The following is a 22,231-nucleotide window of genomic DNA, read 5'->3' as shown; positions in this document are numbered from 1 at the left end:
TGATCGGCGGTGTGGTGCGAGTTCGTGCGGTCCTAACGCACGCGGCTGTCGAGGCACTCCGGCCCGCCGCCCGCCGCAGGCCGGAAGCAGACCCGGATCACGGTTCCGGGGGCGGTCGAGGTCATCGGGGTGTAGACGTACGTCTCCGTCTCGCCGTCGTCCTTGACCTTCGCGTCACGGGCGGGGCCTCCCGCGGTCATCTCGATACGGTCGCCGACTCGCGTTCCCCACATGCGGGCCCAACTGGATCCGCAGGGCCTGCTGTAGCGCAGTTCCAGCCAGGCTCCGGTGGCCGTGTGATGCGAGGCGAGCGTGGCCGGCCGTTCGGCGCAGGCCATGTGGATCGGATCCCTGCCCTCGCAGCCGGATCCCCGGCAGTAGGGGCCGGTCGTGGACGGGGTGGAAGGAGGTTCGCCGTCGTGGCGCGGCAGCAGGAAGAGGCCCGTCGCCACGCCCCCGACGGTCAGCGCGCACACCGAGGCGATCACGGCCACGACCGCAGTGCTCGTGACGCCGGTGCGCCTGGCTTCTTCGGGAGCCGGAGGAGGAGCAGGGGGCGTCGTCCGAGCCTGCGGTTCCGGCTCCGGTGGCTGCGGTTGTGTGTCCGGCCGGGCCCGTTCCGCCGCCCGGCCGCTCCACTCCGACTCCGCGATCTCCCACAGCGCCAGACAGCGCCCGTCCGGCTCGCCCGCGAGCCGGCACAGCTCCTGCACCGCCCGGCGCGGCGGCAGCGACTTGCCGTTGAGATAGCGCTCCCAGGACGACTTGCTGAATGTGGTCCGTTCCGCGAGGGCGGCCATGCTCAGGCCGGTCCGCGCCCTCAACTCCTGCAGGGCGGCGGCCAGCCGTGCGCGTTCCGGAGACGGTGTCGGCGCGGTCATCGGCGCAGGGCCTTCCACGTGTGCGGGCCCACGATGCCGTCCACGACCAGGCCGGCCCGCTTCTGCACGCGTTCGACGGCGGCTTCGGTCAGCGGGCCGTAGATGCCGTCGATGCCCCCCGGCGAGTAGCCCGCCCGGCGCAGCAGGCACTGTGCCTCGGCCACCTCGGGACCGGCCAGACCGTTCACCAGAACGGTGTCCTGCGTACGGCTGTTGCCCGCGTACCAGCTGCCGTCGATCCGCTGGATGCGGCACGTGTACGACGGCGCCGACGGCGACGGCGACGTCGGTTCCGACGTGCCGGTGGACGTGGTGCGGGACGCCGCCGGCGCCGCTCGGCCGTCGCCGTCCGCGAGCCGTACGACCAGGAGGGCCGCGGAGCAGACGGCCAGCACCAGGGCCACCGCCCCCGCCGCGAGCCCGACGCGCAACGCCGGACGTCCGCGACGTTGCTGCGGCGGCCCCGCGGCCGGCTCCGCCGTTTCCTCCGCGCCCACCTCCACCGGCCCCAGCGCGCCCGCCTCCGGCACATCCGCGCGCCCGCTTCTCCACACGTCCTCGGCGACTTCGTGCAGGGCGAGCAGCCGGGTCGGATCGGTGCCGCAGATCCGGGCCATCGCCTCCACGGCATCCCCGGGCGGCAGTGAACTGCCGCTCAGATACCGCTCCCAGGACTTCGGGCTGTACCCCGTCTTCGCGGCCAGCTGCCGCACACTCAACCCGCTGTGGTCCTTCAGGCGACGCAGAGTCACCACCAACTGCCGCACGCGTGGATCCAGTCCAGCGGGCAGCGCTTTCCAACGCGACATGTTCCCCCCACTCGCGTTCATGGTCCGCGGTCCGTGGTCAGCGGCCGGTGACCCCCCGTCACATTCTGCAACAGCATGCACGCGCCGCGCCGGAAGCCTGACGCGGCACGACTACGGATTCGGCCACAGCCCGCCGGAGCCGTCCCGCGGAACCGTCCCATCCGTTGATGTCAGCGCAGGTCAGGGGATGGGACGTCCCACGAGGACGTCACTTGCACGGCAAGTGTGGCCGCCCGCCCCGCCCGCCCCGCACTCTCGTCTCGGCAGTCCGCACCACGATCCGAAAGGGAAGCCACATGCGACCGAATGCTCTGACGAGGACCCTCGTGAGCGTCACCGCCGCCGTCGGCATCGCCGCCGGCACCATGGCCGGCGCCGGCGCCGCCTTCGCCCAGACCGCGCCGGCCGCGAAGCCGGCGGTGAGCTCCGAGGCCGTCGCCCCGAGCGCGGTGAACAACCTCGGTCTGAACACCACGCAGGCCAAGAAGCTCCAGAAGGACCTGAAGGCCAACTGGGGCTACGGCGGCGCCATCGACGGCCAGCTCGGCACCGAGAGCTGGAAGGCGATGCAGCGCTTCCTCAAGGCCAACTGGGGCTACAACGACTCGATCGACGGCATCGTCGGCAAGAACACGGTGATGGCGCTGCAGCGCTGGCTGAAGGCCAACTGGGGTTACAGCGGGGCCATCGACGGAATCGCCGGATCGGGGACCAAGGCCGCCTTCGCGCGGTACTGCGACTCGCGCTGACGACCGCATGAACACACCGCGGCCCGTCCTCCCGGGGGAGAGGACGGGCCGCGTGCCGTAGCGCCTCAGCGCGTACGGCTCAGAGCTTCTCGGGGGTCCGGATGCCCAGCAGGGCCATGCCCCGGTGCAGCGTGCGCGCCGTGAGATCGACCAGGAACAGCCGGTTCTCGACGACCTCCGTCGGGTTGTCGTCGCTCAGGACCTGGCACTTGTCGTAGAACGAGGTCAGCAGGGACGCCAGCTGGTACAGGTACGCGGCCAGCTTGTGCGGCGCGTACTCGTCGGCGACCTCCGCGATCGACTCCGCGAACCGGTCCAGGTGCAGACCCAGCTCGCGCTCGGCCGGGGCCAGTTCCAGCTCCGGGTGGGCGAGCGGACGGGCCTCGCCCGCCTTGCGCAGGATCGACTGGATCCGGGCGTACGCGTACTGGAGGTACACGGACGTGTCGCCGTTGAGCGAGACCATCTGGTCCAGGTCGAACTTGTAGTCCCGGACGGCCGAGGTCGAGAGGTCGGCGTACTTCACCGCGCCGATGCCGACGTAGCGGCCGTTCTCCTCGATCTCCTGCTCGCTCAGGCCCACCTTCTCGGCCTTCTCCCGCACGACGGCCGTGGCGCGGTCGATCGCCTCGTCCAGCAGGTCGACCAGCCGCACCGTCTCGCCCTCACGGGTCTTGAACGGCTTGCCGTCCTTGCCCAGCACCGTGCCGAACGCCAGCTGGTGCGCCTTGACGTCGTCGTTCAGCCAGCCGGCCCTGCGCGCGGTCTCGAAGACCATCTTGAAGTGCAGGGACTGGCGGGCGTCCACGACGTAGAGGAGCGTCGACGCCTTGAGGCCGAAGACCCGGTCACGGATCGCGGACAGGTCCGTCGCCGCGTAGCCGTACCCGCCGTCCGACTTCCTCACGATCAGCGGGACCGGGTTGCCGTCCGGGCCCTTGACGTCGTCGAAGAACACGCACAGCGCGCCCTCGGAGCGGACCGCCACGCCCGACTCCTCCAGGAGGCGGCACGTCTCGTCCAGCATGTCGTTGTAGCCGGACTCGCCGACCACGTCCGGGTCGCTGATCTCCATGTCGAGCTTGTCGAAGACCGAGTAGAAGTAGATCTTCGACTCGTCGACGAACTTCTGCCACAGGGCCAGCGTCTCGGGCTCGCCCGCCTGGAGGTCCACCACCCGGCGCCGCGCCCGCGTCTTGAACTCCTCGTCGGAGTCGAAGACCGTCCGCGCCGCCTTGTACAGGCGGTTCAGGTTCGACATGGCCTCCTCGCCGGAGACCTCGCCGCCCTCGTGGTCCAGCTCGTGCGGGTGCTCGATCAGGTACTGGATGAGCATGCCGAACTGGGTGCCCCAGTCGCCGATGTGGTGCCGGCGCACGACGGACTCGCCGGTGAACTCCAGGATCTGGACCACCGCGTCACCGATCACCGCGGACCGCAGGTGACCGACGTGCATCTCCTTCGCCACGTTCGGCTGGGCGTAGTCGATCACCGTCGTGCCCGGGTGCTCCGCGAGGGGCACCCCGAGGCGGTCGCTGTCCGCGTACCGCTCGGCGAGGTTCCGGGTGATCGCCCCGTCGGTGATCGTGATGTTCAGGAAGCCGGGGCCGGAGACCTCGATGTCCTTGATCACGTCACCCGACTCGATCCGGGCGACGACCTGGGTCGCGAGCTCCCGCGGGTTGGCCTTGGCCTTCTTGGCGAGCGCCAGGATCCCGTTGGCCTGGAAGTCAGCCCGGTCGCTACGTCGCAGCAGCGGGTCGGCGTCGGCGGCCTCCGGCAGGGTGGCCGAGAGAGCGGACGCGAGGTGCTGCTGGACGGAGTCGCTGAGGGACGTGACCGAGGCCATAGGAATGGGTGCCGTTCTCCTCGTGGGGATGGATAGACCCGGCCAGTATCCCATGGGGGGTAAAGCGGTTTTCCCGGTCGCAAGCCGGTCTGTGACAATGGAGTGTCACCCGTTCAGAAAGAAGGACGTGCCGATCGTGGCTCAGAGCACCGAGACCACCGACTGGGTCTCCCGTTTCGCGGATGAGGTCATCGAAGAGTCGGAGCGCCGTGCCCCGGGCAAACCGGTCGTCGTCGCGTCCGGCCTCTCCCCCTCGGGCCCGATCCACCTCGGCAACCTGCGCGAGGTCATGACCCCGCACCTGGTCGCCGACGAGATCCGCCGCCGTGGGCGTCAGGTCCGGCACCTGATCTCCTGGGACGACTTCGACCGCTACCGCAAGGTGCCGGCCGGCGTCGCGGGCGTCGACGAGTCGTGGGCCGAGCACATCGGCAAGCCGCTGACCGCCGTGCCCGCCCCGAAGGGCTCCGCGCACCCGAGCTGGGCCGAGCACTTCAAGGCCGCGATGATCGAGTCGCTGGCCGAGCTGGGTGTGGAGTTCGACGGGATCAGCCAGACGGCGCAGTACACCTCCGGTGCGTACCGCGAGCAGATCCTGCACGCCATGAAGCACCGCGGCGACATCGACGCGATCCTCGCCCAGTACCGGACCAAGCCGAAGCCGGCCAAGAAGCAGCAGCAGAAGGCGCTGGACGAGGCCGAGCTGGAGGCCGAGGAGGGGTCGGGCGCCGCGTCCGAGGACGACGGCAGCTCCGGCTCCGCCGGCTACTTCCCGTACAAGCCGTTCTGCGGCAACTGCGAGAAGGACCTGACCACGGTCACCTCGTACGACGACGACAGCACCGAGCTGGCGTACACCTGCACCGTCTGCGGTTTCTCCGAGACCGTCCGGCTGAGCGAGTTCAACCGCGGCAAGCTGGTCTGGAAGGTCGACTGGCCGATGCGGTGGGCCTACGAGGGCGTGATCTTCGAGCCGAGCGGCGTCGACCACTCGTCCCCGGGTTCGTCGTTCCAGGTCGGCGGTCAGATCGTCGGGATCTTCGACGGCAAGCAGCCCATCGGCCCGATGTACGCCTTCGTGGGTATCTCCGGCATGGCGAAGATGTCGTCGTCGCGGGGCGGTGTGCCCACCCCGGCCGACGCGCTGAAGATCATGGAGCCGCAGCTCCTGCGCTGGCTGTACGCCCGGCGCAGGCCCAACCAGTCCTTCAAGATCGCCTTCGACCAGGAGATCCAGCGGCTCTACGACGAGTGGGACAAGCTGGCGGGCAAGGTCGCCGACGCGTCTGCCCTCCCGGCCGACGTCGCCGCGTACACGCGTGCAGTGGGCACCGCCGCCGGTGACCTGCCGAAGACGCCGCGTCCGCTGCCGTACCGCACGCTCGCGTCCGTCGCGGACATCACCGCCGGACACGAGGACCAGGCGCTGCGCATCCTGAGCGAACTGGACCCGGAGCAGCCGCTGTCCTCCCTGGACGAGGCGCGGCCGAGGTACGACAAGGCCGAGGCGTGGATCAACACCCACGTCCCGGCCGACCAGCGCACCATCGTCCGCGAGGAGGCGGACGCCGAGCTGCTGAAGTCCCTCGACGAGGCCTCCCAGCAGTCGGTACGGCTGCTGCTCGACGGGCTCGCCGAGCACTGGTCCCTCGACGGGCTGACCCACCTCGTGTACGGCGTGCCCAAGGTGCAGGCCGGGTTCCCGGCCGACGCCACGCCGAAGGAGCTGCCGCCGGAGATCAAGACGGCTCAGCGGTCCTTCTTCGCCCTGCTGTACCACCTGCTGGTCGGGCGGGACACCGGGCCGCGGCTGCCCACGCTGCTGCTGGCGGTGGGGCAGGAGCGGGTGCGGGTCCTGCTCGGGGAGTAGACCGCGTCGTACGAGGAGGGGCGTCCGGTGTCACCGGGCGCCCCTCCTCGCATGCGTTCACCGGCTCTGCGTGGAGAGGTCGCGGGTGGCTTCGAGGAGGGGCTCCGGGCGGACATCGTCCGTCGGCTTGGCCTCGGAGGGCTCTCCCTGCGACTGGACCGACATGACGACGACCACCTGGTAGTCGCCGGGGTGCTTGTCCACGCCGGACCATGTGGTGCCGGAGCAGAGGCTGTCGACCGTCAGGGTCTTGGTGTAGGGGCGCCGGCCGACGGGGTACAGGAGGGCCGCCCCGCCCTTCGGACCAGTGTCGGCGGCGGCCTTCTGGCGGCCGACGATGACGCCGTGCTTGAGCAGGAGGGCCGTGGGCGGGACATCGATGATCGGCAGGCTGAGTGCCTCTGTCCGGTCGTGGGAGGTGATCTTGTAGGTGGTCCGCAGGGTGGAGCCCTGGCGCCGCAGGGACGGGACGGTCAGTTGCAGGGACTCGTCGCGGCCGCTGACGCGGACCGGGGGTTCGATGGTGCCGCCGCAGGGCAGAGAGCGGTCCTGGAACTTCAGCGGCGGGGAAGTCGTGGTGGTCGCGGCGGGGTGGGCCGGATCACCGTTCACCGCGTCGGAGTCAGCCCCGCATCCGGCGAGGGCGAGCAGCAGGACGGGGACGGCGGGCAGCAGAAGGCGACGCATGAGTTCCTCCATGAGATGTCGAGAGCGGTGCGAGCAGAGCGAGTGGAGAAGGAGAAGCCGGTCATGAGGTCTGCCGTTCAACCGGCCAGGGGGGCACGGGCGACGATCACTGAATCGGCGGCCCGAGTGCCGGAGGGGGCGGCCTTCTGGGTGACGAGGACGACGGCCACTTCGTAGCCGTCCTTCCACACCGAGCTCCAGGAGGTTCCCGCGCACGGTCGGCCCGGCACCGGCGCGAGCCGGGCGCGGTGCGGACGGTCGGGGGTGATGGTCACCCCGTGCGTGGTGTTCTCGGATGCCGGCCCGGACGGATCCTGACCGGCTACGACCCGGCCGTTCCTCAGGACGAGAATCCGTGGCCCGCCGGACAGGACCGATGGGGCGGTCGCGTCCACCGCATAGGTGACCTGCGGGGCTCCGTCCCGTGCCGAGCGCACATCGGAGATGCGTACGGTCACGGCTCCCCGGCCGGTACTCGCCGGGATTCTCGTGCCGCAGGTGTAACGAGGGACCCCTGGAGCTTCGCTGATCGTCGCGGAGGGCTGCTTGATCACCGAGTCCGCCGGTGACTTGATCTCCGGTGTCGAGACGGACGGCAGCGTGTTCAGCACCACCGCGGCGGCCACGGCCAGGCCCGCCCCGGCCACGGCTGTGTACCGGGCGAGCCTGCGCCGGCGCACCCGGGTCCGAACCCGCTCGGTGTCGATCTCCGGCAGCGGTGTGTGATGCGCGGCGGCCAGCAGCTGTTCGCGCAGGTCCTCGGGCTTCATGTCTCCTGCCTTTCCTCCGCGGCGCGTTGTGCGGGTGGCCGCAACCGGGCGCCCAGCCGTGCCAGCGCGTCGCTCAGATGACGCTTGACCGTCCCCTCACCGCAGCCGAGTCGCGTCGCGATGTCCGCGGTGGACATGTCCTCGTAGTAACGGAGCACCACGCACGCCCGCTGTCTCGGCGACAGTCCGCGCATGGCGTCCATGAGGTCGATCCGGTGCAGGACGTCCGTGCTGTGGTCGGCGACCGGCTCCGCTGACACGAGCCGCGGAAGCGCGCGGATCCAACGGGTGCGACGCCGGTGCAGGTCCAGGTAGCGGTTGAGCATCGTGCGACGCACATATGCCTCCGCCTCCCCCAGTTCCCACGCACGGCGGGGCCGGGAGAAGACCCGTACCAGTGCCTCCTGAACCAGGTCGGCTGCCTCCGCACGGTTGCCGCACAGCAGGAAGCCGTACCGGTTCAGCTCCGCGCCGCGCTCCCGCGCGAGCTCGGACAGCAGCCTCGACCATTCGGCCACGTTCCCTCCGATCCCCTCACCCGGTATCACGAACAACTCCCCCGTCCGGTTGGGGCCTTGCGGCCAGGAAGTTCGACGGGCCGCGGGCGACGGTGCGGGATGCCGCCCACACGCGCGAGGGGCACCACAGGCTCCGGGTGGAAGCTCCGTGGTGCCCCTCGCGGTGGTGCCGGGTTACTGGTGCGGGTTCAGCTTCAGGCCGAAGCTGTGGAGGATGTCAGTGGCCTCCGTCCACTCGATCTCCCCCGGACCGTTGCCGGCGGAGACGATTCCGCGCGCCTGGCGGCGGCGGCTGTCGTTGACCACGAACACGAGGCCACCGGAGTCTGATCTCGACGTCGGGTGTCGTCGGCACGGCCAGTGCTGCGGACGCCAGCCCGGTGTCCTCGGCCACGACGCAGGGCATGTCGCCTTCCGCGCAGGCGGCGCCTCGCTGGACCGCCGGGGCCGCGCAGCGGTTCTGGACCGACCGGCGCATGGCCGAGGCGAAGCCGCTTCCGGACGACGGGCGCCCGGCGCCGGCCGATGCCCCGTCTCCTAACACGGGATGGTCCCAGTCACGGCGTGCCGGGGTCGGCCCGGGGAGTTCGCACTTCGGCGGGCTGCCGATGATCGGGCGGATGTATATGCAGAGGGGCAGCGGCTCCTACTTCTGCACCGCCAGTGTGATCAACAGCGCGCACCACAACATCGTGCTGACCGCGGGCCATTGCCTGGACTCTAGGGCCGGGACCGGTTCCTTGGCGTTCGTGCCGCAGTGGACCGCGGCCAGGCCGCGACCGCATGGGATCTTCCCGGTCGACACCGACTCCAGAGGGCGCAGCCAGGTCTGGATCGACAAGCGCTACTACGACCGCGGGCACACGAAGGGCGCCCCGTGGGACGTGGCGTTTGCACGGCTCGGGGCGCGCAGCGACGGCAAGCGGGTGCAGGACGTCGTGGGCGGCAACGACCTTGTCACCGGGCGCGGTTACGCGTTTCCCCGAGTCAGGCTGATCGGCTATCCGGGCACGGACCGGCAGCCTCTGACCTGCACCAACTCCACGCAAAAGTTCACGCCGACCGACGGCACGCCCGGCTCGTACCTCCGGATCGCCTGCGACGACTACCGTTCGGGCACCAGTGGCGGCCCGTTCCTGGCGAACTTCAACACGCACACCGGGAGGGGCGACGTGGTCGGGAGCATCGGCGGTTGGAAGACCGGGGGGCCCACCGCCGACATCTCCTACAGCCCGTACTTCGGCTCCGACATCAGGCGTCTGTACGACGCGGCCGTGGCCGGCGCCCCGCCCGCCCGGCCCGGGGTGCTGCCCCGCCCGCAGTGACGCACCGGTGGTGACGCGTCGGGATCAAATGCCGTCTCCACGCAGAGGAAGGCGCCCGGTGCTCTTCGGCACCGGGCGCCTTCCACGCGATGGGGTCGCCTCTAGGCGATGTGGTCGTCCTGCAGTTCCGCCGTGTGGCGGTTGGTGAAGCGGTTGACCATGCGTTCGGCCTCGCGCTGCGGCAGGGCGATGCCGAAGGTCGCCTCCACGTCACCGCGGAGCTGGCCGGCCGTGGGGTAGCTGCCGTCGATCGACTGGCGGAAGACCTGGTAGAAGGCCTCCTCGTCGGGCTCCGGGGGGCCGCCGCCCTCGCCCAGTTCGCGGGTGCGGTTCGGGCCCACCGGGATGGGGAAGCTGCCGGTCTCCTCCGGGGAGGGCTGCTGGAACTGCTCCGGGGGCTGCTCCTCGTACCACTCCTCGTACTGTTCCTCGGGAACGTACTGGGGGTCCGGGACCGGGGCGTACGCCGGGTCGTAGCCGCCGTGGTAGTCGACCTCGCGCGGGGCCTGGAACCAGGGGCTCTGCTCGTCCTCGGGCGGCTCGGGGCGCCCCTCGCCGGGAGGTGCCGCCTGCTGCGGGACGCGGGCCGTCGCGGCGGCACGAGTGTCCGCGGCCACGGTGTCGGCCGTGAGCTGCGCGGGGGCCGCGGACAGTCGGGGCTGCGGGGACGGCGGCAGCAGCACCGGCTCTATGCCTGCCGCTGCCAGGCCCGCCGGGGCCGTTTCCGCCAGGGGGACGCCGTAGCGGGCCAGCCGCAGCGGCATCAGCGACTCGACCGGGGCCTTGCGGCGCCAGGCGCGGCCGAAGCGTGCCTGCAGTCTCGCCTGGTAGACGAGACGTTCCTGCTCCAGCTTGATGACCTGGTCGTAGGAGCGCAGCTCCCACAGCTTCATGCGGCGCCAGAGCAGGAACGTGGGGACCGGGGAGAGCAGCCAGCGGGTGAGCCGGACGCCCTCCATGTGCTTGTCGGCCGTGATGTCCGCGATCCGGCCGATGGCGTGGCGGGCCGCCTCGACGGCGACCACGAACAGGACCGGGATCACCGCGTGCATGCCCACGCCCAGCGGGTCCGGCCAGGCGGCGGCGCCGTTGAAGGCGATGGTCGCCATTGTCAGGAGCCAGGCCGTCTGACGCAGGAGCGGGAACGGGATCCGGATCCAGGTCAGGAGCAGATCCAGGGCGAGGAGGACACAGATGCCTGCGTCGATGCCTATCGGGAAGACGTAGGAGAAGTCCCCGAAGCCCTTCTTGATGGCCAGCTCACGGACGGCCGCGTAGGAACCGGCGAAGCCGATGCCGGCGATGATCAACGCACCGGACACGACCACGCCGATGAGTATCCGGTGCATCCGAGTCAGCTGCAGTGGCGCGGCCACTCGTACTCCCCTCCCCTTGCGTGTTGTTGCGCGCAACAGAGTGGCACACGCCCTCGGCGCACGTGACGCCGGTCAGTTCTTCGCGGCCGACTTGGACGCAGATGCGCCGGTGGAGGGGGACTTGGACGCCGACTTCGACGGGGCCTTCGACGCGGACCTGGACGCCGACTTGGAGGGAGCGGCGGAGCCCGTCTTGGACGAACCGGCCGGGGAACCCTTGCCGTTGGCCGCCGAGACGGCCGCGATCGCCTCCTTGGCGGCCTTCTCCGCCGCCTTGGTCAGGTCGTCGGCGCTGGGGGTCTTCTCGCCCGCGAGACCGGCGCCGTTGTAGTCGAGCGTGACGACCACGTTCTCCACCCGGGCGACCACCGTCTGCTGCTTGAAGGAGCCTTCCTTCTTCTTCAGGTCGTAGCGCACCGCCGTCGCCTCCGAGCCCGTCCCCGCGACCGGCTCCGACTTGGTGTTCTTCGCGCCGGACACGCTCTGCGCGTCGCCGACCTGCTGGGCGTAGTACGTGTGCGCCTGCTTCTCGCCCGTGCCGCGGTTGGCGTCCGAGTCGAAGCGCAGCAGGGAGACGTTCAGCCAGCGGAACTGGGAGCCCTTGGTGCCGTTGTTGTCCAGGCTGTTCCAGGAGCAGGAGGAACGGGTCGCGGTGTCGTCGGAGGTGCCCTCCTTGCCCGACTTGGCGCCCTTGGGCACCAGATCGGTCAGGGTGCTCTTCGACAGCACGGCGCAGGACTCCGGAAGCTTCTGGTACGCGGCCGCCTGCACGGTCGGGGACGCGCTCGCCGAGGGCTGCGTCGAGCCGCCGCCGGTCTGCCGGGCACTGTCGCCGCCCTTGTCGGAGCCGCCGCTGTCCGAGGAGCAGGCGGCGGTGATCAGGACCGCGGGGACGGCTGCCGCACAGACAAGGGCGCGGCTCAGGCGCTTGGCGCGGCGGCCTGTCCCCCACTGCCTGAACGGCGTGGTGGGTACCCCCGTGGCACGGTCGTCTCGCTGGGCTGCTCGCTGCATGGTTCCTTCACTCGTGACGCTCGGTGTTCGTGCGGGTTCCTGCGGGGCCACGGTACGCGGTGAAGGAGCTGTGCGGTTTCCGTTCCCGCGCATTGCGGGTGGCCGCCCGAGGCGCCCCGGCGGGTGTCAGCCGCTGAGCGTGTCGGCCAGCCCGGAGGCGAGATCACGCGCCCTGTCCTGCATTTCCTTGCTGTCCGGGACCGCTCCGATGGTCATCGGCTGCTCCTCGTACTCGAGGGTCACGATGACGTTGGACGTGCGGAACACCACAGTCACCGTCCGCGGTTCGGCCGTCGAACCGGACGTGCTCAGCCGGTCGTCCAGATACGCCTCGTCACCGAGACCGGACAGCACGCGGGGCTGGAGATCGGTCGGAGTGGCACCGGGAGAGCTCTCCGAGGAGGAGGGGGAGGCGTCGTCGCTCGCGGTGGCCGTGGCCGTGGGGGTGCCGGAGCCGGAGCCGGTGCCGCTGGGTGTGCCGGTGCCGGTGGGGGTGCCGGTGGGCGTGGAGGAACTCGGCTCGGGCAGGTCGGCGGCCGTCTCCATCCCCTGGAACAGCTTCAGCGCCTGGTCGTCGTCGCTGACCGCGTTGTCGTACGACACCACGCGCTCGAAGTCGACCGAGAGACGGTCGGTGGCGTCGGCGGACTCCACCTTCCAATGGCAGCCGACCTTCCGGTCGGTGTTGTAGGTGAGTGTCGCCTCGCCCTGGTAGGCCTTCTCCCGCTGGTCCGCGTCGGTGAGCTGTTTGACGCCGGGCAGGATCGAGTCGAGCGTGTCGCGGTCGACCGCGCCGCAGGGCTCGGGCAGGGAGCGGTACTTGCCGGGCTGGGCCGCTGCCGTCGCCGTACCGGCGTCGCCCGGGTTGGCGTCGTCCGTCCGGCTGCCGTCGCCGGAACCGCTCGTGCAGCCGGCCAGCAGCGCCACGAGGAGGGCGGCGGTGCCGGTCACATATGCCTTCCGCTGCACGGTCGGGCTCCTCTCGACGATGTGCGCTCGCTGGTGGTGCGGTGTCCCCGCTGGTTATTCGCTTGCCGCTGCGGGGCGCTCCCTGGAGACAATGTGTATCGCACGCACCGCCGTGGACGCCGGTCCCTTGTCCCTTTTCATAGACCTTGGCGCCTATTTTGCGTTTTGCTGCTCTTAAGCCTTTTGTTGTCTTTGTCGGGGGAATGAGGAACCTATGTCGTACGTGGAGATGCCGGGCGCGAAGGTCCCGATCCGGATGTGGACCGACCCCGCGACGGTGGAGGACGTGGCCCTGCGCCAGCTCCAGAACGTCGCCACCCTGCCGTGGATCAAGGGCCTGGCCGTGATGCCGGACGTGCACTACGGAAAGGGCGCGACGGTCGGCTCGGTCATCGCCATGCGGGGCGCGGTGTGCCCCGCCGCGGTGGGGGTGGACATCGGGTGCGGGATGTCCGCGGTGCGGACGTCGCTGACGGCGAACGACCTTCCGGGTGACCTGTCGCGGCTGCGCTCGAAGATCGAGCAGGCGATTCCGGTCGGGCGCGGGATGCACGACGATCCCGCGGACCCCGGACAGTTCCACGGTCTTGCGACCGCCGGATGGGACGACTTCTGGAAGCGGTTCCACGGCACCGCGGAGGCGGTGCGCTTCCGTGAGGAGCGGGCCACCAAGCAGATGGGCACCCTGGGCGGCGGCAACCACTTCATCGAGGTGTGCACCGACACCACCGGTGCCGTCTGGCTGATGCTCCACTCCGGCTCGCGGAACATCGGCAAGGAACTCGCCGAGCACCACATCGGCGTGGCCCAGAAGCTCCCGCACAACCAGGGACTGGTCGACCGCGACCTCGCCGTCTTCGTCTCGGACACCCCGCAGATGGCGGCCTACCGCAACGACCTGTTCTGGGCGCAGGAGTACGCCAAGTACAACCGCACCATCATGATGGCGCTCCTGAAGGACGTGATCCGCAAGGAGTTCAAGAAGGCCGGGCCGGCCTTCGAGCCGGAGATCTCCTGCCACCACAACTACGTGGCGGAGGAGCGGTACGAGGGCATGGACCTGCTGGTCACCCGCAAGGGCGCGATCCGGGCCGGCTCCGGCGAGTTCGGGATCATCCCGGGTTCGATGGGTACGGGCTCGTACATCGTGAAGGGCCTCGGCAACGAGAAGGCCTTCAACTCGGCCTCGCACGGCGCGGGCCGGCGGATGAGCCGCAACGCGGCCAAGCGGCGCTTCTCCGCGAAGGACCTGGAGGACCAGACGCGGGGCGTGGAGTGCCGTAAGGACTCCGGCGTCGTGGACGAGATCCCGGCCGCCTACAAGTCGATCGACCAGGTCATCGACCAGCAGCGGGACCTGGTCGAGGTCGTCGCGAAGCTCAAGCAGGTCGTCTGCGTCAAGGGCTGACGCCCGTCCCCGCGCCTGCCGCCAGTGCTCCGCCGCCGGTGGCGACGGGGCCGGTCGGCTTGGGCGCGGGGAAGGGGGGCTTGTCCTGCCGGCACGTCGTTCCGGCCGGCGGGAGGGTGCCGTCGACGAAGTAGCGGCTCTCGTACGCCGTCACGCAGCTGCTGGGGTTGATCAGTGCGGTGTGACCGTACCCCTCGTGGGTGAGCAGGCGGGCGTCGGCCAGTTCCCCGGCCATCGCCTGCGAGCCCGAGTAGGGGGTGGCCGGGTCGTAGACGGTGCCGACCACCAGGACGGGATGCGCCGTCGGCTTGTTCCACGGGCCGCGATAGGGGTCGGCCGCGACGGCCGGCCAGGGGACGCACCCCGCGGCGGTCCAGGTCCAGTAGCGTCCGGCGTCGCCCGCACGGGCGGCGGCGGCCTCCTCCATGGCGGGGTAGGCAGCGGGGTCACGGGGGTTGGGGCTGTCGCCGCAGAACACCGCAATGGCCTGTTCCTCGCCCGTGTACGGATTCGGGTCCGGGACCGGCGGCGGGGGCGGGGGCGGGGACGGCTCCGGGACGCGGCCCTGCCACAGCTGCTGCAGCCGGCCGGCGAGGTCCGTCCACCCGGGACGGACGAAGTAGAGACCGCTCACCACGTCACCGACCGTGCGGCCGTAGGTCCACTCGCCCACGGGATGCGCCCGCAGCCGCCGCATCAGCTGGTCGTACTTGTCCCGGGTCGCCTTCGGAGTGCCGGCGGAGAAGGCGCAGCCGCCGGTGGCCGCCGATCCGCACAGGGCGAGGAACCGGTCGAGGACCGCTGCCGCGCCGCGGTCCGAGCCCATGCGCAGGAAGGTCGTGAGCTTCGGGTCTTCGTCTGAGGCGTGGTTCGTCCAGGCCTGCGGGTCGATGTTGCTGTCGAGGGCCATGGCGCGGACCCTGCCGGGGAAGAGGTTGGCGTAGGTGGCGCCCAGGAACGTGCCGTAGGAGATTCCGAGGTAGGTGAGTTGCGGGTCGCCCACCGCCCGGCGGAGCTGGTCGAGGTCGCGAGCGGTGTCGGCCGTCGAGACATGGCGCAGCAACTCGGGGTCACGCTGCCGGCAGCGCCGGGCCAGGTCCTGGTACGCGGCGAACCAGGCCGCGCGCTGCTGTGCGCCCACCGGGACGCCGGCCGATTTGCCCGCGGTCCACGCGGCGGCCTGCCCCGAACTGGCGAAGCAGTTCACCGCGGTGCTGCTGCCGACTCCGCGCGGATCCCAGCTGACGATGTCGAACCGCTCGCGCACCTCGCGCGGGAACGACTCGTACGACTGCGGCATCTGCACGGTTCCGGGCCCGCCGGGCCCGCCGGGATTGAAGAACAGGGTGCCGATGCGCCGCCCGGGGCCGGTCGCCTTCCGCTTGACGACCGCCAGCTCGATGCTGCGACCGCCCGGGTCGCGGTAGTCCAGCGGCACTTCTGCGGTCGCGCAGTCGAACCGACCGCCCTTGACGCACGGTTTCCACTTCAGCTGCGGGGCGGGCACCGCCGGTGCCGGCGTACCGCCGGCACCGGCGAGGTCCGGCCCGGCCAGTACCGTCGAACAGGTCACCACCGCGGCGACGACCGCGGCACAACGCCTGCGGACGGCTGTGGACCCGGCTATGAGCACGCCTTAACACCACCGTGGTCCGGTGACGCGCGCGAGTCAGCCGCAGCCGAACGGCTGAGCCGCCCGTGCCCTGGTCACTTCGCGTGGCGCACCGCGTAGATCATCACGAACGCCACGAAGTGGATGCCGAAGAGGAAGTAGGCGAGGAAGTACCAGACCTGGCGCTCGTCCTTCGTCTCCTGCTCCAGGCGGCGCCGCTCCAGGGAGTCCTCGTCGGGCATCACGCTTCCCGGTGCAGCTTGGTGTTGGACGCCTGGGCACGCGGGCGCAGGACCAGCAGGTCCACGTTGACGTGACTCGGGCGGGTGACCGCCCAGGTGATCGTCTCGGCCACGTCGTCCGCGGTCAGCGGCTCGGCCACACCCTCGTAGACCTTCGCCGCCTTCTCCGCGTCCCCGCCGAAGCGGGTCAGGGCGAACTCGTCGGTCCTGACCAGGCCGGGCGCGATCTCCACGACCCGCACCGGCCGGCCGACGATCTCCAGACGCAGGGTCTCGGCGAGGACGTGGGCGCCGTGCTTGGCGGCCACATAGCCCGCGCCGCCCTCATAGGTGCCGTGGCCCGCCGTGGAGGACACCACGACCACCACCCCGTCGCCGCTCGCCTCCAGCTTCGGGAGCAGCGCCTGGGTGACGTTCAGGGTGCCGATGACGTTCGTCTCGTACATCGTGCGCCAGTCCGCCGGGTCGCCGGAGGCCACCGGGTCCGCGCCCAGGGCTCCGCCGGCGTTGTTGACCAGGACACCGATCGCCCGGAAGGCCGTGGCGAACTCGTCGACCGCGGCCCGGTCCGTGACGTCCAGCTGGTACGCGGTCGCCGACTGGCCCGCCGCGTTGATCTCCTCCGCCAGCGCCTCGATACGGTCCTTGCGGCGGGCGGTGAGGACGACCCGGTAGCCGGCCGCGGCGAGCTGCCGGGCCGTGGCGGCACCGATGCCACTGCTCGCACCGGTGACGACGGCGATGCGGGAGGCGGCGGACGGGGCGGCGGGGGCCATGGGCTGCTCCTGAGGTCGTTGTGGTGCCGGCTCGCTCCAGCGTAGGCGAGGGTCAGGCACCGCTTCTCGGTGCCCACATGATCACGGCCATGCCGGCCAGGCAGATCAGGGATCCGGCGATGTCCCAGCGGTCCGGCCTGAAGCCGTCGGCGACCACGCCCCACAGGATCGAGCCTGCCACGAAGATCCCGCCGTAGGCGGCCAGGATGCGGCCGAAATGGGCGTCCGGCTGGAAGGTGGCGACGAAGCCGTAGGCGCCGAGGGCGAGGACCCCGCCGGTGATCCACAGCCAGCCGCGGTGTTCACGCACGCCCTGCCAGACCAGCCAGGCGCCGCCGATCTCGAACAGTGCGGCGAGGACGAAGAGCGCGGCGGAACGGAGGATCGGCATGGCGGCAGCTTCGCACGACGGGGTGGTGTCACCTGTTGGAGGGCGCCTGGCGGCCGGTTCGCGTGGCATACATCCGTACGGCATACGAGACACGGCATACGGGGCGAAGGACTGAGGTGAGGTGGCATGCGAATGAGGACGTGGGTGCAAGGTGCGTGCGGCGCCGTGGTGATGGCCGCCGGCGTGGCCGGGCCGGCCGGGGCGGCTCCCTCGCCCGAGGCCGATCTGGCCTTCCACGGGAGTGCCGTCATGGTTGGGGACCAGGTCGACGTCAGGCTCACTCCGAGCAACAACGGCCCCTCGGCCGTGCCGGACGCGAGTGTCCTGCTGCGCTGGTCGGTGCCGCTGGCGGAGCGGCAGCAGCTGCTGCCGGACGGGTGCACGCGGACGGACGAGCGGACGGTGGTCTGCGGGACCGGTGCGCTGGTCGCGGACGAGGCGGGACAGCAGATCAGGATGAGGGTGCGGCTGGACGAGAAGCCGTCGGAGGTCACGCTGGAGGTGGGCACCGCCTGGGCCGGGGGTGCGGTCGACAAGGACCGGAGCAACGACCAGCTGAAGGTGCTGGTCCTCGACACCGGGGACGCGTACGCCTTCTGAGCCGCCGGGACCGTCGTACGATCTCTGCACCACGCAGACGAAGGGGAGTGCGGCATGGCCGGGAACAGGACCGGGCGCTCCGGGCTGCTGGCGGAGCTGTCCGTGGTGTCCCGGCGGTACATGGCCTCGTACGCCCTGTTCAACCAGGCCGTAGCCGACCGGATCGGGCTGCACCCCACCGATCTGCAGTGCCTGAACCTGCTCACGCTGGAGCAGCAGCCGGTCACCACGGGCCGGGTCGCGGAGCTGACCGGGCTGACGACCGGGTCGGCGACCCGGCTCGTGGACCGGCTGGAGCGGGCGGGATACGTCGTACGGCAGCGGGACGAGACGGACCGGCGGCGGGTGCTGGTGGCGACCGTGCCGGAGAAGATCGCCGAGTTCGGACGGATGTGGGACTCGCTGGCCGGTGACTGGTCCAGGATCTTCGACGAGCTGGACGACGCGGAGCTGGCCGCGATCGTCCGGCACATGGAGCGCACCGTGGAGTTCAGCGGGGAGCAGATCGCCCGGCTGCGGGAGCACCCCAGGCCGCAGGATTCCCAGACACCCCAGGGACCCCGTACACCCCAGGCGTCCTAGACGTCCTCGGCGGGAATCGACCCGTCGTACCGCTCGCGGGCCGTGCGCACCTCGTCGAAGTGGGTCTCCGCCCAGTCCTTCACCGCGGTCAGCAGGCCGGCGAGGCTCCGGCCGAGCGGGGTGAGTTCGTAGTCGACCCGGACCGGGACGGACGGGGTGACCGTGCGGGAGACCAGGCCGTCGCGCTCCAGGGTGCGCAGGGTCTGGGTGAGCATCTTGGGGCTGACGCCGGCGATCCTGCGGCCGATGTCGCTGTAGCGCTGGGGGCCGGCGTAGAGGGCGGAGACGACGAGGCTGACCCACTTGTCGCTGAGCCGGCCGAGGAGCTGGTTGGTGGGGCAGTCGCGCAGGAAGGCGTCGTAGTCGATACGGGCCTGCTCGCGTCGCTGGGCGGCGGTCGTGGTCGCCATGGCTCTCCTCCGGGTCTCCTACGCACTCCCAGGTAACTACTTTCCCAGGGATAGTACCTCTCCTAGAGTTGGTGCTGCGGCGGGGAAATTGCCGCGAAGCACACCAAATATCTTGAAATCGGGGAGAGTTGACATGCGTGCTGCTGTGGTGACGACGTTCGGTGGTCCGGAGGCCGTGGAGATCGCGGACGTGGCGGCACCGGAGCCCGGGGCGGGGCAGGTGCGGATCAAGGTCGCGGCCAGTGCGGTGAACCCGGTGGACCTGGCCGTGCGGGCCGGCATCTTCGGCGGGGCGGGCCGGACGCTGGGGCTCGGCTGGGACGTCGCCGGGACGGTGGACGCGGTCGGGGTGGCCGCGGCCTGGCAGGTCGGTGACGAGGTGGTGGCCCTCGCGGCCGGCGTGAGCGACCCCCTGGGTGCGCACGCCGAGTACGTCGTCGTGCCGGCGGACGCGGTGGCCAAGGCGCCGGCCACGGTGGACGCGGTGCACGCCGGCACCCTGCCGCTGAACGCGCTGACCGCCGTCCAGGCCCTGGACCTGCTGGAACTGGCGCCGGGCAGCTCGCTGCTTGTCACGGGTGCGGCGGGTGCGGTCGGCGGGTTCGCGGTGCAGCTGGCCGCACGCCGGGGGATCGTCGTGACCGGGCAGGCCCGGTCGGCCGACGAGGCGCTGGTGCGCTCCTTCGGGGCCGACCGCTTCACGGCCGAGGGGGTCGCGCCGGGGAGCGTGGACGCGGTGCTGGACGCGGCCATGCTCGGTGAGCCGGCGCTGGAGTGGGTGCGCGACGGCGGTGAGTTCGTCAGTGCCCAGCCCGGCCGGCAGCCGGCTTCGGTGCGCGGGGTGCGGACCACGGCCGTGGAGGTGAGCGCCGACGGGGCCCGGCTGGCGGAGCTGGTCCGGCTGGTGGACGAGGGAGTGCTGAGCCTGCGGGTGGCCGAGACGTACGGCCTGGACGAGGCGGCCGAGGCGCACGCCCGGCTGGCTGAGGGCGGGGTGCGCGGCCGGCTGGTGCTGGTGCCGTAGGCGAGGGTCCGCCTCGTTAGGGTGCGGCCATGAAAATCGTCGAGCTGGAGCCGGGCGATCCCCGGCTCGGTACCGAGGTACTGCCCGTACTGCGGGAGCTGCGCCCGCACCTGACCGAGGAACTGTTCACGCAGGTGTACGAGGAGGGGTATGCGCAGGGGCTGCGGTTCTCCGCGGCCTACGGCGACGACGGGGCCTGTGCGGGTGTGGCCGGCTGGCGGGTGGTGGTCAACACCGCCTCGCTGCGGCAGCTGTACGTCGACGACCTGGTGACCGCTTCGGGCGCCCGGTCCGGCGGGGTCGGCCGGGCGCTCCTCGCGCACCTGGAGGAGCGCGGCCGGGCCGTCGGCTGTCACGCGCTGAACCTCGACTCCGGTACCCAGCGCACCGCCGCCCACCGCTTCTACCTGCGGGAGCGGATGGAGATCGGGGCCTTTCACTTCGTGAAGCCGCTGTAGGGCGGGCGGGGAATAGTCCGGGCGGGGCGGTCGTTCCAGGGGTATAGTTGAACAGTCAACAACCTGGAGGGTGAGCGACCATGCAGTTCGGGATCTTCACGGTCGGCGACGTCACGCCGGATCCCACCACGGGGCGTACGCCGACCGAGCGCGAGCGGATCAAGGCCATGGTCGCCATCGCGCTCAAGGCCGAGGAGGTCGGCCTCGACGTGTTCGCCACCGGTGAGCACCACAACCCGCCGTTCGTGCCGTCCTCGCCGACGACCATGCTCGGCTACATAGCGGCGCGGACGGAGCGGCTGATCCTCTCCACCTCCACCACCCTGATCACCACCAACGACCCGGTGAAGATCGCGGAGGACTTCGCGATGCTCCAGCACCTGGCCGACGGGCGGGTGGACCTGATGATGGGCCGCGGCAACACCGGGCCGGTCTACCCCTGGTTCGGACAGGACATCCGGCAGGGCATCAACCTCGCCATCGAGAACTACGCCCTGCTGCACCGGCTGTGGCGCGAGGAGGTCGTCGACTGGGAGGGGAAGTTCCGCTCACCGCTGCAGGGCTTCACCTCGACGCCGCGCCCGCTGGACGGCGTAGCGCCCTTCGTGTGGCACGGGTCGATCCGCTCGCCGGAGATCGCCGAGCAGGCCGCGTACTACGGCGATGGCTTCTTCCACAACAACATCTTCTGGCCCGCCGACCACACCAAGCGGATGGTCGAGCTGTACCGGAACCGGTACGCCCACTACGGGCACGGCACGCCGGAGCAGGCGATCGTGGGGCTGGGCGGCCAGGTGTTCATGCGCCGCAACTCGCAGGACGCGGTGCGGGAGTTCCGGCCGTACTTCGACAACGCGCCGGTGTACGGCCACGGGCCGTCGCTGGAGGACTTCACCGAGCAGACCCCGCTGACCGTCGGATCGCCGCAGCAGGTGATCGAGAAGACGCTGGGCTTCCGGGAGTACGCCGGTGACTACCAGCGCCAGCTGTTCCTGATGGACCACGCCGGGCTGCCGCTCAAGACCGTGCTGGAACAGATCGACATGCTGGGCGAGGAGGTCGTGCCGGTGCTGCGCAAGGAGTTCGCGAACGGCCGTCCGGCGAGTGTGCCCCCGGCGCCCACCCACGCTTCCCTGTCGGCCGCGAACGAGGTGACTGCCGTATGAAGCTCGTCGTCGTGTCCGCGGGGCTGAGCGTTCCGTCCTCCACCCGGCTGCTGGGCGACCGGCTGGCGGCCGCGGTGGAACGGCAGGCGCCGGACCGGGCGGAGATCCAGGTGGTCGAGCTGCGTGACCTGGCCGTCGAGATCGCGCACCACTTCACCAACGGGTTTCCCGGGCGGAAACTGGCGGCCGCACTGGACGCGGTGACGGAGGCGGACGGGCTGATCGTCGTCACCCCGGTGTTCTCGGCGTCGTACAGCGGGCTGTTCAAGTCGTTCTTCGACGTGCTGGACAAGGACGCGCTGGCGGGGAAGCCGGTGCTGATCGCCGCGACGGGCGGTACGGCCCGGCACTCGCTGGTCCTGGAGTACGCGCTGCGCCCGCTCTTCGCCCACCTCCGGGCCGTGGTCGTACCGACCGGCGTCTACGCCGCCTCGGAGGACTGGGGCGCGGAGGGGCTGCCGGAGCGGATCGAGCGGGCCGCCGGGGAGCTGGCCGCGCTGCTGACCGTGCGGTCGGGCGCCCGCCCGAGCCCGTCCGAGGAGGACCGGCCGGCCCCCGTCGAGGTCGCCGACTTCACCGTGGTCCCCTTCGCGGAGCAGCTCGCCGCACTGCGCTCCGCGGGGTGAGAGGACGGCAGGGGCACGCTCCCGGTTGCCCGTGTGACGGTGAGAGACGGGTAAAAAGGGTGATCGTAGGCCCGCTCGTCCCGGCCGAACCGCCGGCGGCCTTGGCAGACTGGGGACGT

25 protein-coding genes are annotated in these 22,231 nt (G+C 70.9%); 10 read left to right on the top strand and 15 right to left on the bottom strand.

What is annotated here, in order from left to right:
* Positions 1 to 32: 32 nt before the first annotated feature.
* Together ACIRU3_RS02990 and ACIRU3_RS02985 are read right to left on the bottom strand one after the other, a co-directional pair.
* Positions 33 to 881: a DUF2690 domain-containing protein gene (locus tag ACIRU3_RS02990; RefSeq protein WP_404050420.1), complete on the bottom strand. Its 849-nt coding sequence runs from the start codon at positions 879 to 881 to the stop codon at positions 33 to 35.
* Positions 878 to 1,690 (bottom strand): peptidoglycan-binding protein, encoded by an 813-nt coding sequence (locus ACIRU3_RS02985; protein ID WP_404050418.1) that lies wholly within the window; start codon positions 1,688 to 1,690, stop codon positions 878 to 880. The genes ACIRU3_RS02990 and ACIRU3_RS02985 overlap by 4 nt, the downstream gene beginning before the upstream one ends.
* A gap of 296 nt (positions 1,691 to 1,986) precedes the next feature.
* Here ACIRU3_RS02985 and ACIRU3_RS02980 point away from each other — a divergent pair, with 296 nt between their 5' ends.
* The gene (locus tag ACIRU3_RS02980; protein WP_404050415.1) at positions 1,987 to 2,439 is read left to right on the top strand and encodes a peptidoglycan-binding protein; all 453 of its coding nucleotides are present in this window, start codon (positions 1,987 to 1,989) and stop codon (positions 2,437 to 2,439) included.
* Positions 2,440 to 2,518: 79 nt separating this feature from the next.
* On the opposite strand, the gene argS is transcribed toward ACIRU3_RS02980, so the two are convergent.
* Positions 2,519 to 4,288, bottom strand: coding sequence for an arginine--tRNA ligase (argS, locus tag ACIRU3_RS02975; protein ID WP_404050412.1), 1,770 nt, complete (start codon positions 4,286 to 4,288; stop codon positions 2,519 to 2,521).
* Between the two features lie 127 nt (positions 4,289 to 4,415).
* On the opposite strand from argS, the gene lysS reads away from it, so the two are divergent.
* Positions 4,416 to 6,158: a lysine--tRNA ligase gene (lysS, locus tag ACIRU3_RS02970; protein ID WP_404050409.1), complete on the top strand. Its 1,743-nt coding sequence runs from the start codon at positions 4,416 to 4,418 to the stop codon at positions 6,156 to 6,158.
* Positions 6,159 to 6,215: 57 nt separating this feature from the next.
* Here lysS and ACIRU3_RS02965 read toward each other — a convergent pair whose 3' ends face one another.
* From ACIRU3_RS02965 to ACIRU3_RS02950, 4 genes are all read right to left on the bottom strand, one after another.
* Complete coding sequence (locus ACIRU3_RS02965; protein ID WP_404050407.1) at positions 6,216 to 6,845, bottom strand: hypothetical protein; 630 nt, start codon at positions 6,843 to 6,845, stop codon at positions 6,216 to 6,218.
* A 77-nt stretch (positions 6,846 to 6,922) separates the two neighbouring features.
* Complete coding sequence (locus tag ACIRU3_RS02960; RefSeq protein ID WP_404050405.1) at positions 6,923 to 7,615, bottom strand: hypothetical protein; 693 nt, start codon at positions 7,613 to 7,615, stop codon at positions 6,923 to 6,925.
* Positions 7,612 to 8,133 carry a sigma-70 family RNA polymerase sigma factor gene (locus ACIRU3_RS02955; RefSeq protein ID WP_404050402.1) on the bottom strand — a complete coding sequence of 174 codons (522 nt, stop codon included), beginning with the start codon at positions 8,131 to 8,133 and terminating at the stop codon, positions 7,612 to 7,614. The genes ACIRU3_RS02960 and ACIRU3_RS02955 overlap by 4 nt, the downstream gene beginning before the upstream one ends.
* Positions 8,134 to 8,307: 174 nt before the next feature.
* Complete coding sequence (locus ACIRU3_RS02950; RefSeq protein ID WP_404050400.1) at positions 8,308 to 8,439, bottom strand: hypothetical protein; 132 nt, start codon at positions 8,437 to 8,439, stop codon at positions 8,308 to 8,310.
* Positions 8,440 to 8,537: 98 nt separating this feature from the next.
* On the opposite strand from ACIRU3_RS02950, the gene ACIRU3_RS02945 reads away from it, so the two are divergent.
* Positions 8,538 to 9,458 (top strand): trypsin-like serine peptidase, encoded by a 921-nt coding sequence (locus tag ACIRU3_RS02945; RefSeq protein ID WP_404050397.1) that lies wholly within the window; start codon positions 8,538 to 8,540, stop codon positions 9,456 to 9,458.
* Between the two features lie 101 nt (positions 9,459 to 9,559).
* On the opposite strand, the gene ACIRU3_RS02940 is transcribed toward ACIRU3_RS02945, so the two are convergent.
* The 3 genes from ACIRU3_RS02940 to ACIRU3_RS02930 form a co-directional block, all read right to left on the bottom strand.
* Positions 9,560 to 10,807 (bottom strand): DUF2637 domain-containing protein, encoded by a 1,248-nt coding sequence (locus ACIRU3_RS02940; RefSeq protein WP_404050565.1) that lies wholly within the window; start codon positions 10,805 to 10,807, stop codon positions 9,560 to 9,562.
* A gap of 99 nt (positions 10,808 to 10,906) precedes the next feature.
* Positions 10,907 to 11,848 carry a DUF3558 domain-containing protein gene (locus ACIRU3_RS02935; RefSeq protein WP_404050395.1) on the bottom strand — a complete coding sequence of 314 codons (942 nt, stop codon included), beginning with the start codon at positions 11,846 to 11,848 and terminating at the stop codon, positions 10,907 to 10,909.
* A gap of 126 nt (positions 11,849 to 11,974) precedes the next feature.
* Positions 11,975 to 12,817, bottom strand: coding sequence for a DUF3558 domain-containing protein (locus ACIRU3_RS02930; protein WP_404050392.1), 843 nt, complete (start codon positions 12,815 to 12,817; stop codon positions 11,975 to 11,977).
* A gap of 214 nt (positions 12,818 to 13,031) precedes the next feature.
* Here ACIRU3_RS02930 and ACIRU3_RS02925 point away from each other — a divergent pair, with 214 nt between their 5' ends.
* The gene (locus tag ACIRU3_RS02925) at positions 13,032 to 14,225 is read left to right on the top strand and encodes an RtcB family protein (RefSeq protein WP_404050389.1); all 1,194 of its coding nucleotides are present in this window, start codon (positions 13,032 to 13,034) and stop codon (positions 14,223 to 14,225) included.
* Here ACIRU3_RS02925 and ACIRU3_RS02920 read toward each other — a convergent pair.
* The 4 genes from ACIRU3_RS02920 to ACIRU3_RS02905 all read right to left on the bottom strand — a co-directional run bounded on the left by ACIRU3_RS02920 (position 14,215) and on the right by ACIRU3_RS02905 (position 17,246).
* Positions 14,215 to 15,858, bottom strand: coding sequence for an alpha/beta hydrolase (locus ACIRU3_RS02920; protein WP_404050387.1), 1,644 nt, complete (start codon positions 15,856 to 15,858; stop codon positions 14,215 to 14,217). The genes ACIRU3_RS02925 and ACIRU3_RS02920 overlap by 11 nt on opposite strands.
* A gap of 74 nt (positions 15,859 to 15,932) precedes the next feature.
* Positions 15,933 to 16,079 carry a hypothetical protein gene (locus ACIRU3_RS02915; RefSeq protein WP_404050384.1) on the bottom strand — a complete coding sequence of 49 codons (147 nt, stop codon included), beginning with the start codon at positions 16,077 to 16,079 and terminating at the stop codon, positions 15,933 to 15,935.
* A complete protein-coding gene (locus ACIRU3_RS02910) occupies positions 16,079 to 16,855 on the bottom strand; it encodes an SDR family NAD(P)-dependent oxidoreductase (protein WP_404050381.1) in 777 nt (258 codons plus the stop codon). The genes ACIRU3_RS02915 and ACIRU3_RS02910 overlap by 1 nt, the downstream gene beginning before the upstream one ends.
* Positions 16,856 to 16,907: 52 nt before the next feature.
* Positions 16,908 to 17,246 (bottom strand): YnfA family protein, encoded by a 339-nt coding sequence (locus ACIRU3_RS02905; RefSeq protein ID WP_404050379.1) that lies wholly within the window; start codon positions 17,244 to 17,246, stop codon positions 16,908 to 16,910.
* Positions 17,247 to 17,372: 126 nt separating this feature from the next.
* Here ACIRU3_RS02905 and ACIRU3_RS02900 point away from each other — a divergent pair, with 126 nt between their 5' ends.
* The gene (locus ACIRU3_RS02900; protein ID WP_404050377.1) at positions 17,373 to 17,846 is read left to right on the top strand and encodes a hypothetical protein; all 474 of its coding nucleotides are present in this window, start codon (positions 17,373 to 17,375) and stop codon (positions 17,844 to 17,846) included.
* Between the two features lie 54 nt (positions 17,847 to 17,900).
* On the top strand, positions 17,901 to 18,428 hold the full coding sequence (locus ACIRU3_RS02895) for a MarR family winged helix-turn-helix transcriptional regulator (RefSeq protein ID WP_404050374.1): 528 nt from the start codon (positions 17,901 to 17,903) through the stop codon (positions 18,426 to 18,428).
* On the opposite strand, the gene ACIRU3_RS02890 is transcribed toward ACIRU3_RS02895, so the two are convergent.
* Complete coding sequence (locus tag ACIRU3_RS02890) at positions 18,425 to 18,838, bottom strand: winged helix-turn-helix transcriptional regulator (protein WP_404050372.1); 414 nt, start codon at positions 18,836 to 18,838, stop codon at positions 18,425 to 18,427. The two genes, ACIRU3_RS02895 and ACIRU3_RS02890, sit on opposite strands and share 4 nt — an antisense overlap.
* Positions 18,839 to 18,971: 133 nt before the next feature.
* On the opposite strand from ACIRU3_RS02890, the gene ACIRU3_RS02885 reads away from it, so the two are divergent.
* From ACIRU3_RS02885 to ACIRU3_RS02870, 4 genes are all read left to right on the top strand, one after another.
* The gene (locus tag ACIRU3_RS02885) at positions 18,972 to 19,862 is read left to right on the top strand and encodes an NADP-dependent oxidoreductase (protein WP_404050369.1); all 891 of its coding nucleotides are present in this window, start codon (positions 18,972 to 18,974) and stop codon (positions 19,860 to 19,862) included.
* A 29-nt stretch (positions 19,863 to 19,891) separates the two neighbouring features.
* The gene (locus ACIRU3_RS02880) at positions 19,892 to 20,320 is read left to right on the top strand and encodes a GNAT family N-acetyltransferase (RefSeq protein ID WP_404050366.1); all 429 of its coding nucleotides are present in this window, start codon (positions 19,892 to 19,894) and stop codon (positions 20,318 to 20,320) included.
* 80 nt (positions 20,321 to 20,400) lie between these two features.
* Entirely contained in the window at positions 20,401 to 21,486 is a 1,086-nt protein-coding gene (locus ACIRU3_RS02875) for an LLM class flavin-dependent oxidoreductase (RefSeq protein ID WP_404050364.1), read from the top strand.
* Positions 21,483 to 22,112, top strand: coding sequence for an FMN reductase (locus ACIRU3_RS02870; RefSeq protein WP_404050361.1), 630 nt, complete (start codon positions 21,483 to 21,485; stop codon positions 22,110 to 22,112). Before ACIRU3_RS02875 ends, ACIRU3_RS02870 begins: the two co-directional genes overlap by 4 nt.
* Positions 22,113 to 22,231: the final 119 nt, after the last annotated feature.

The organism is Streptomyces sp. NPDC101151, assembly GCF_044768335.1.
Taxonomy (GTDB): domain Bacteria; phylum Actinomycetota; class Actinomycetes; order Streptomycetales; family Streptomycetaceae; genus Streptomyces.
Note: the sequence above shows the minus strand (reverse complement) of the source record. Positions and strands in the feature narration are given on the sequence as shown.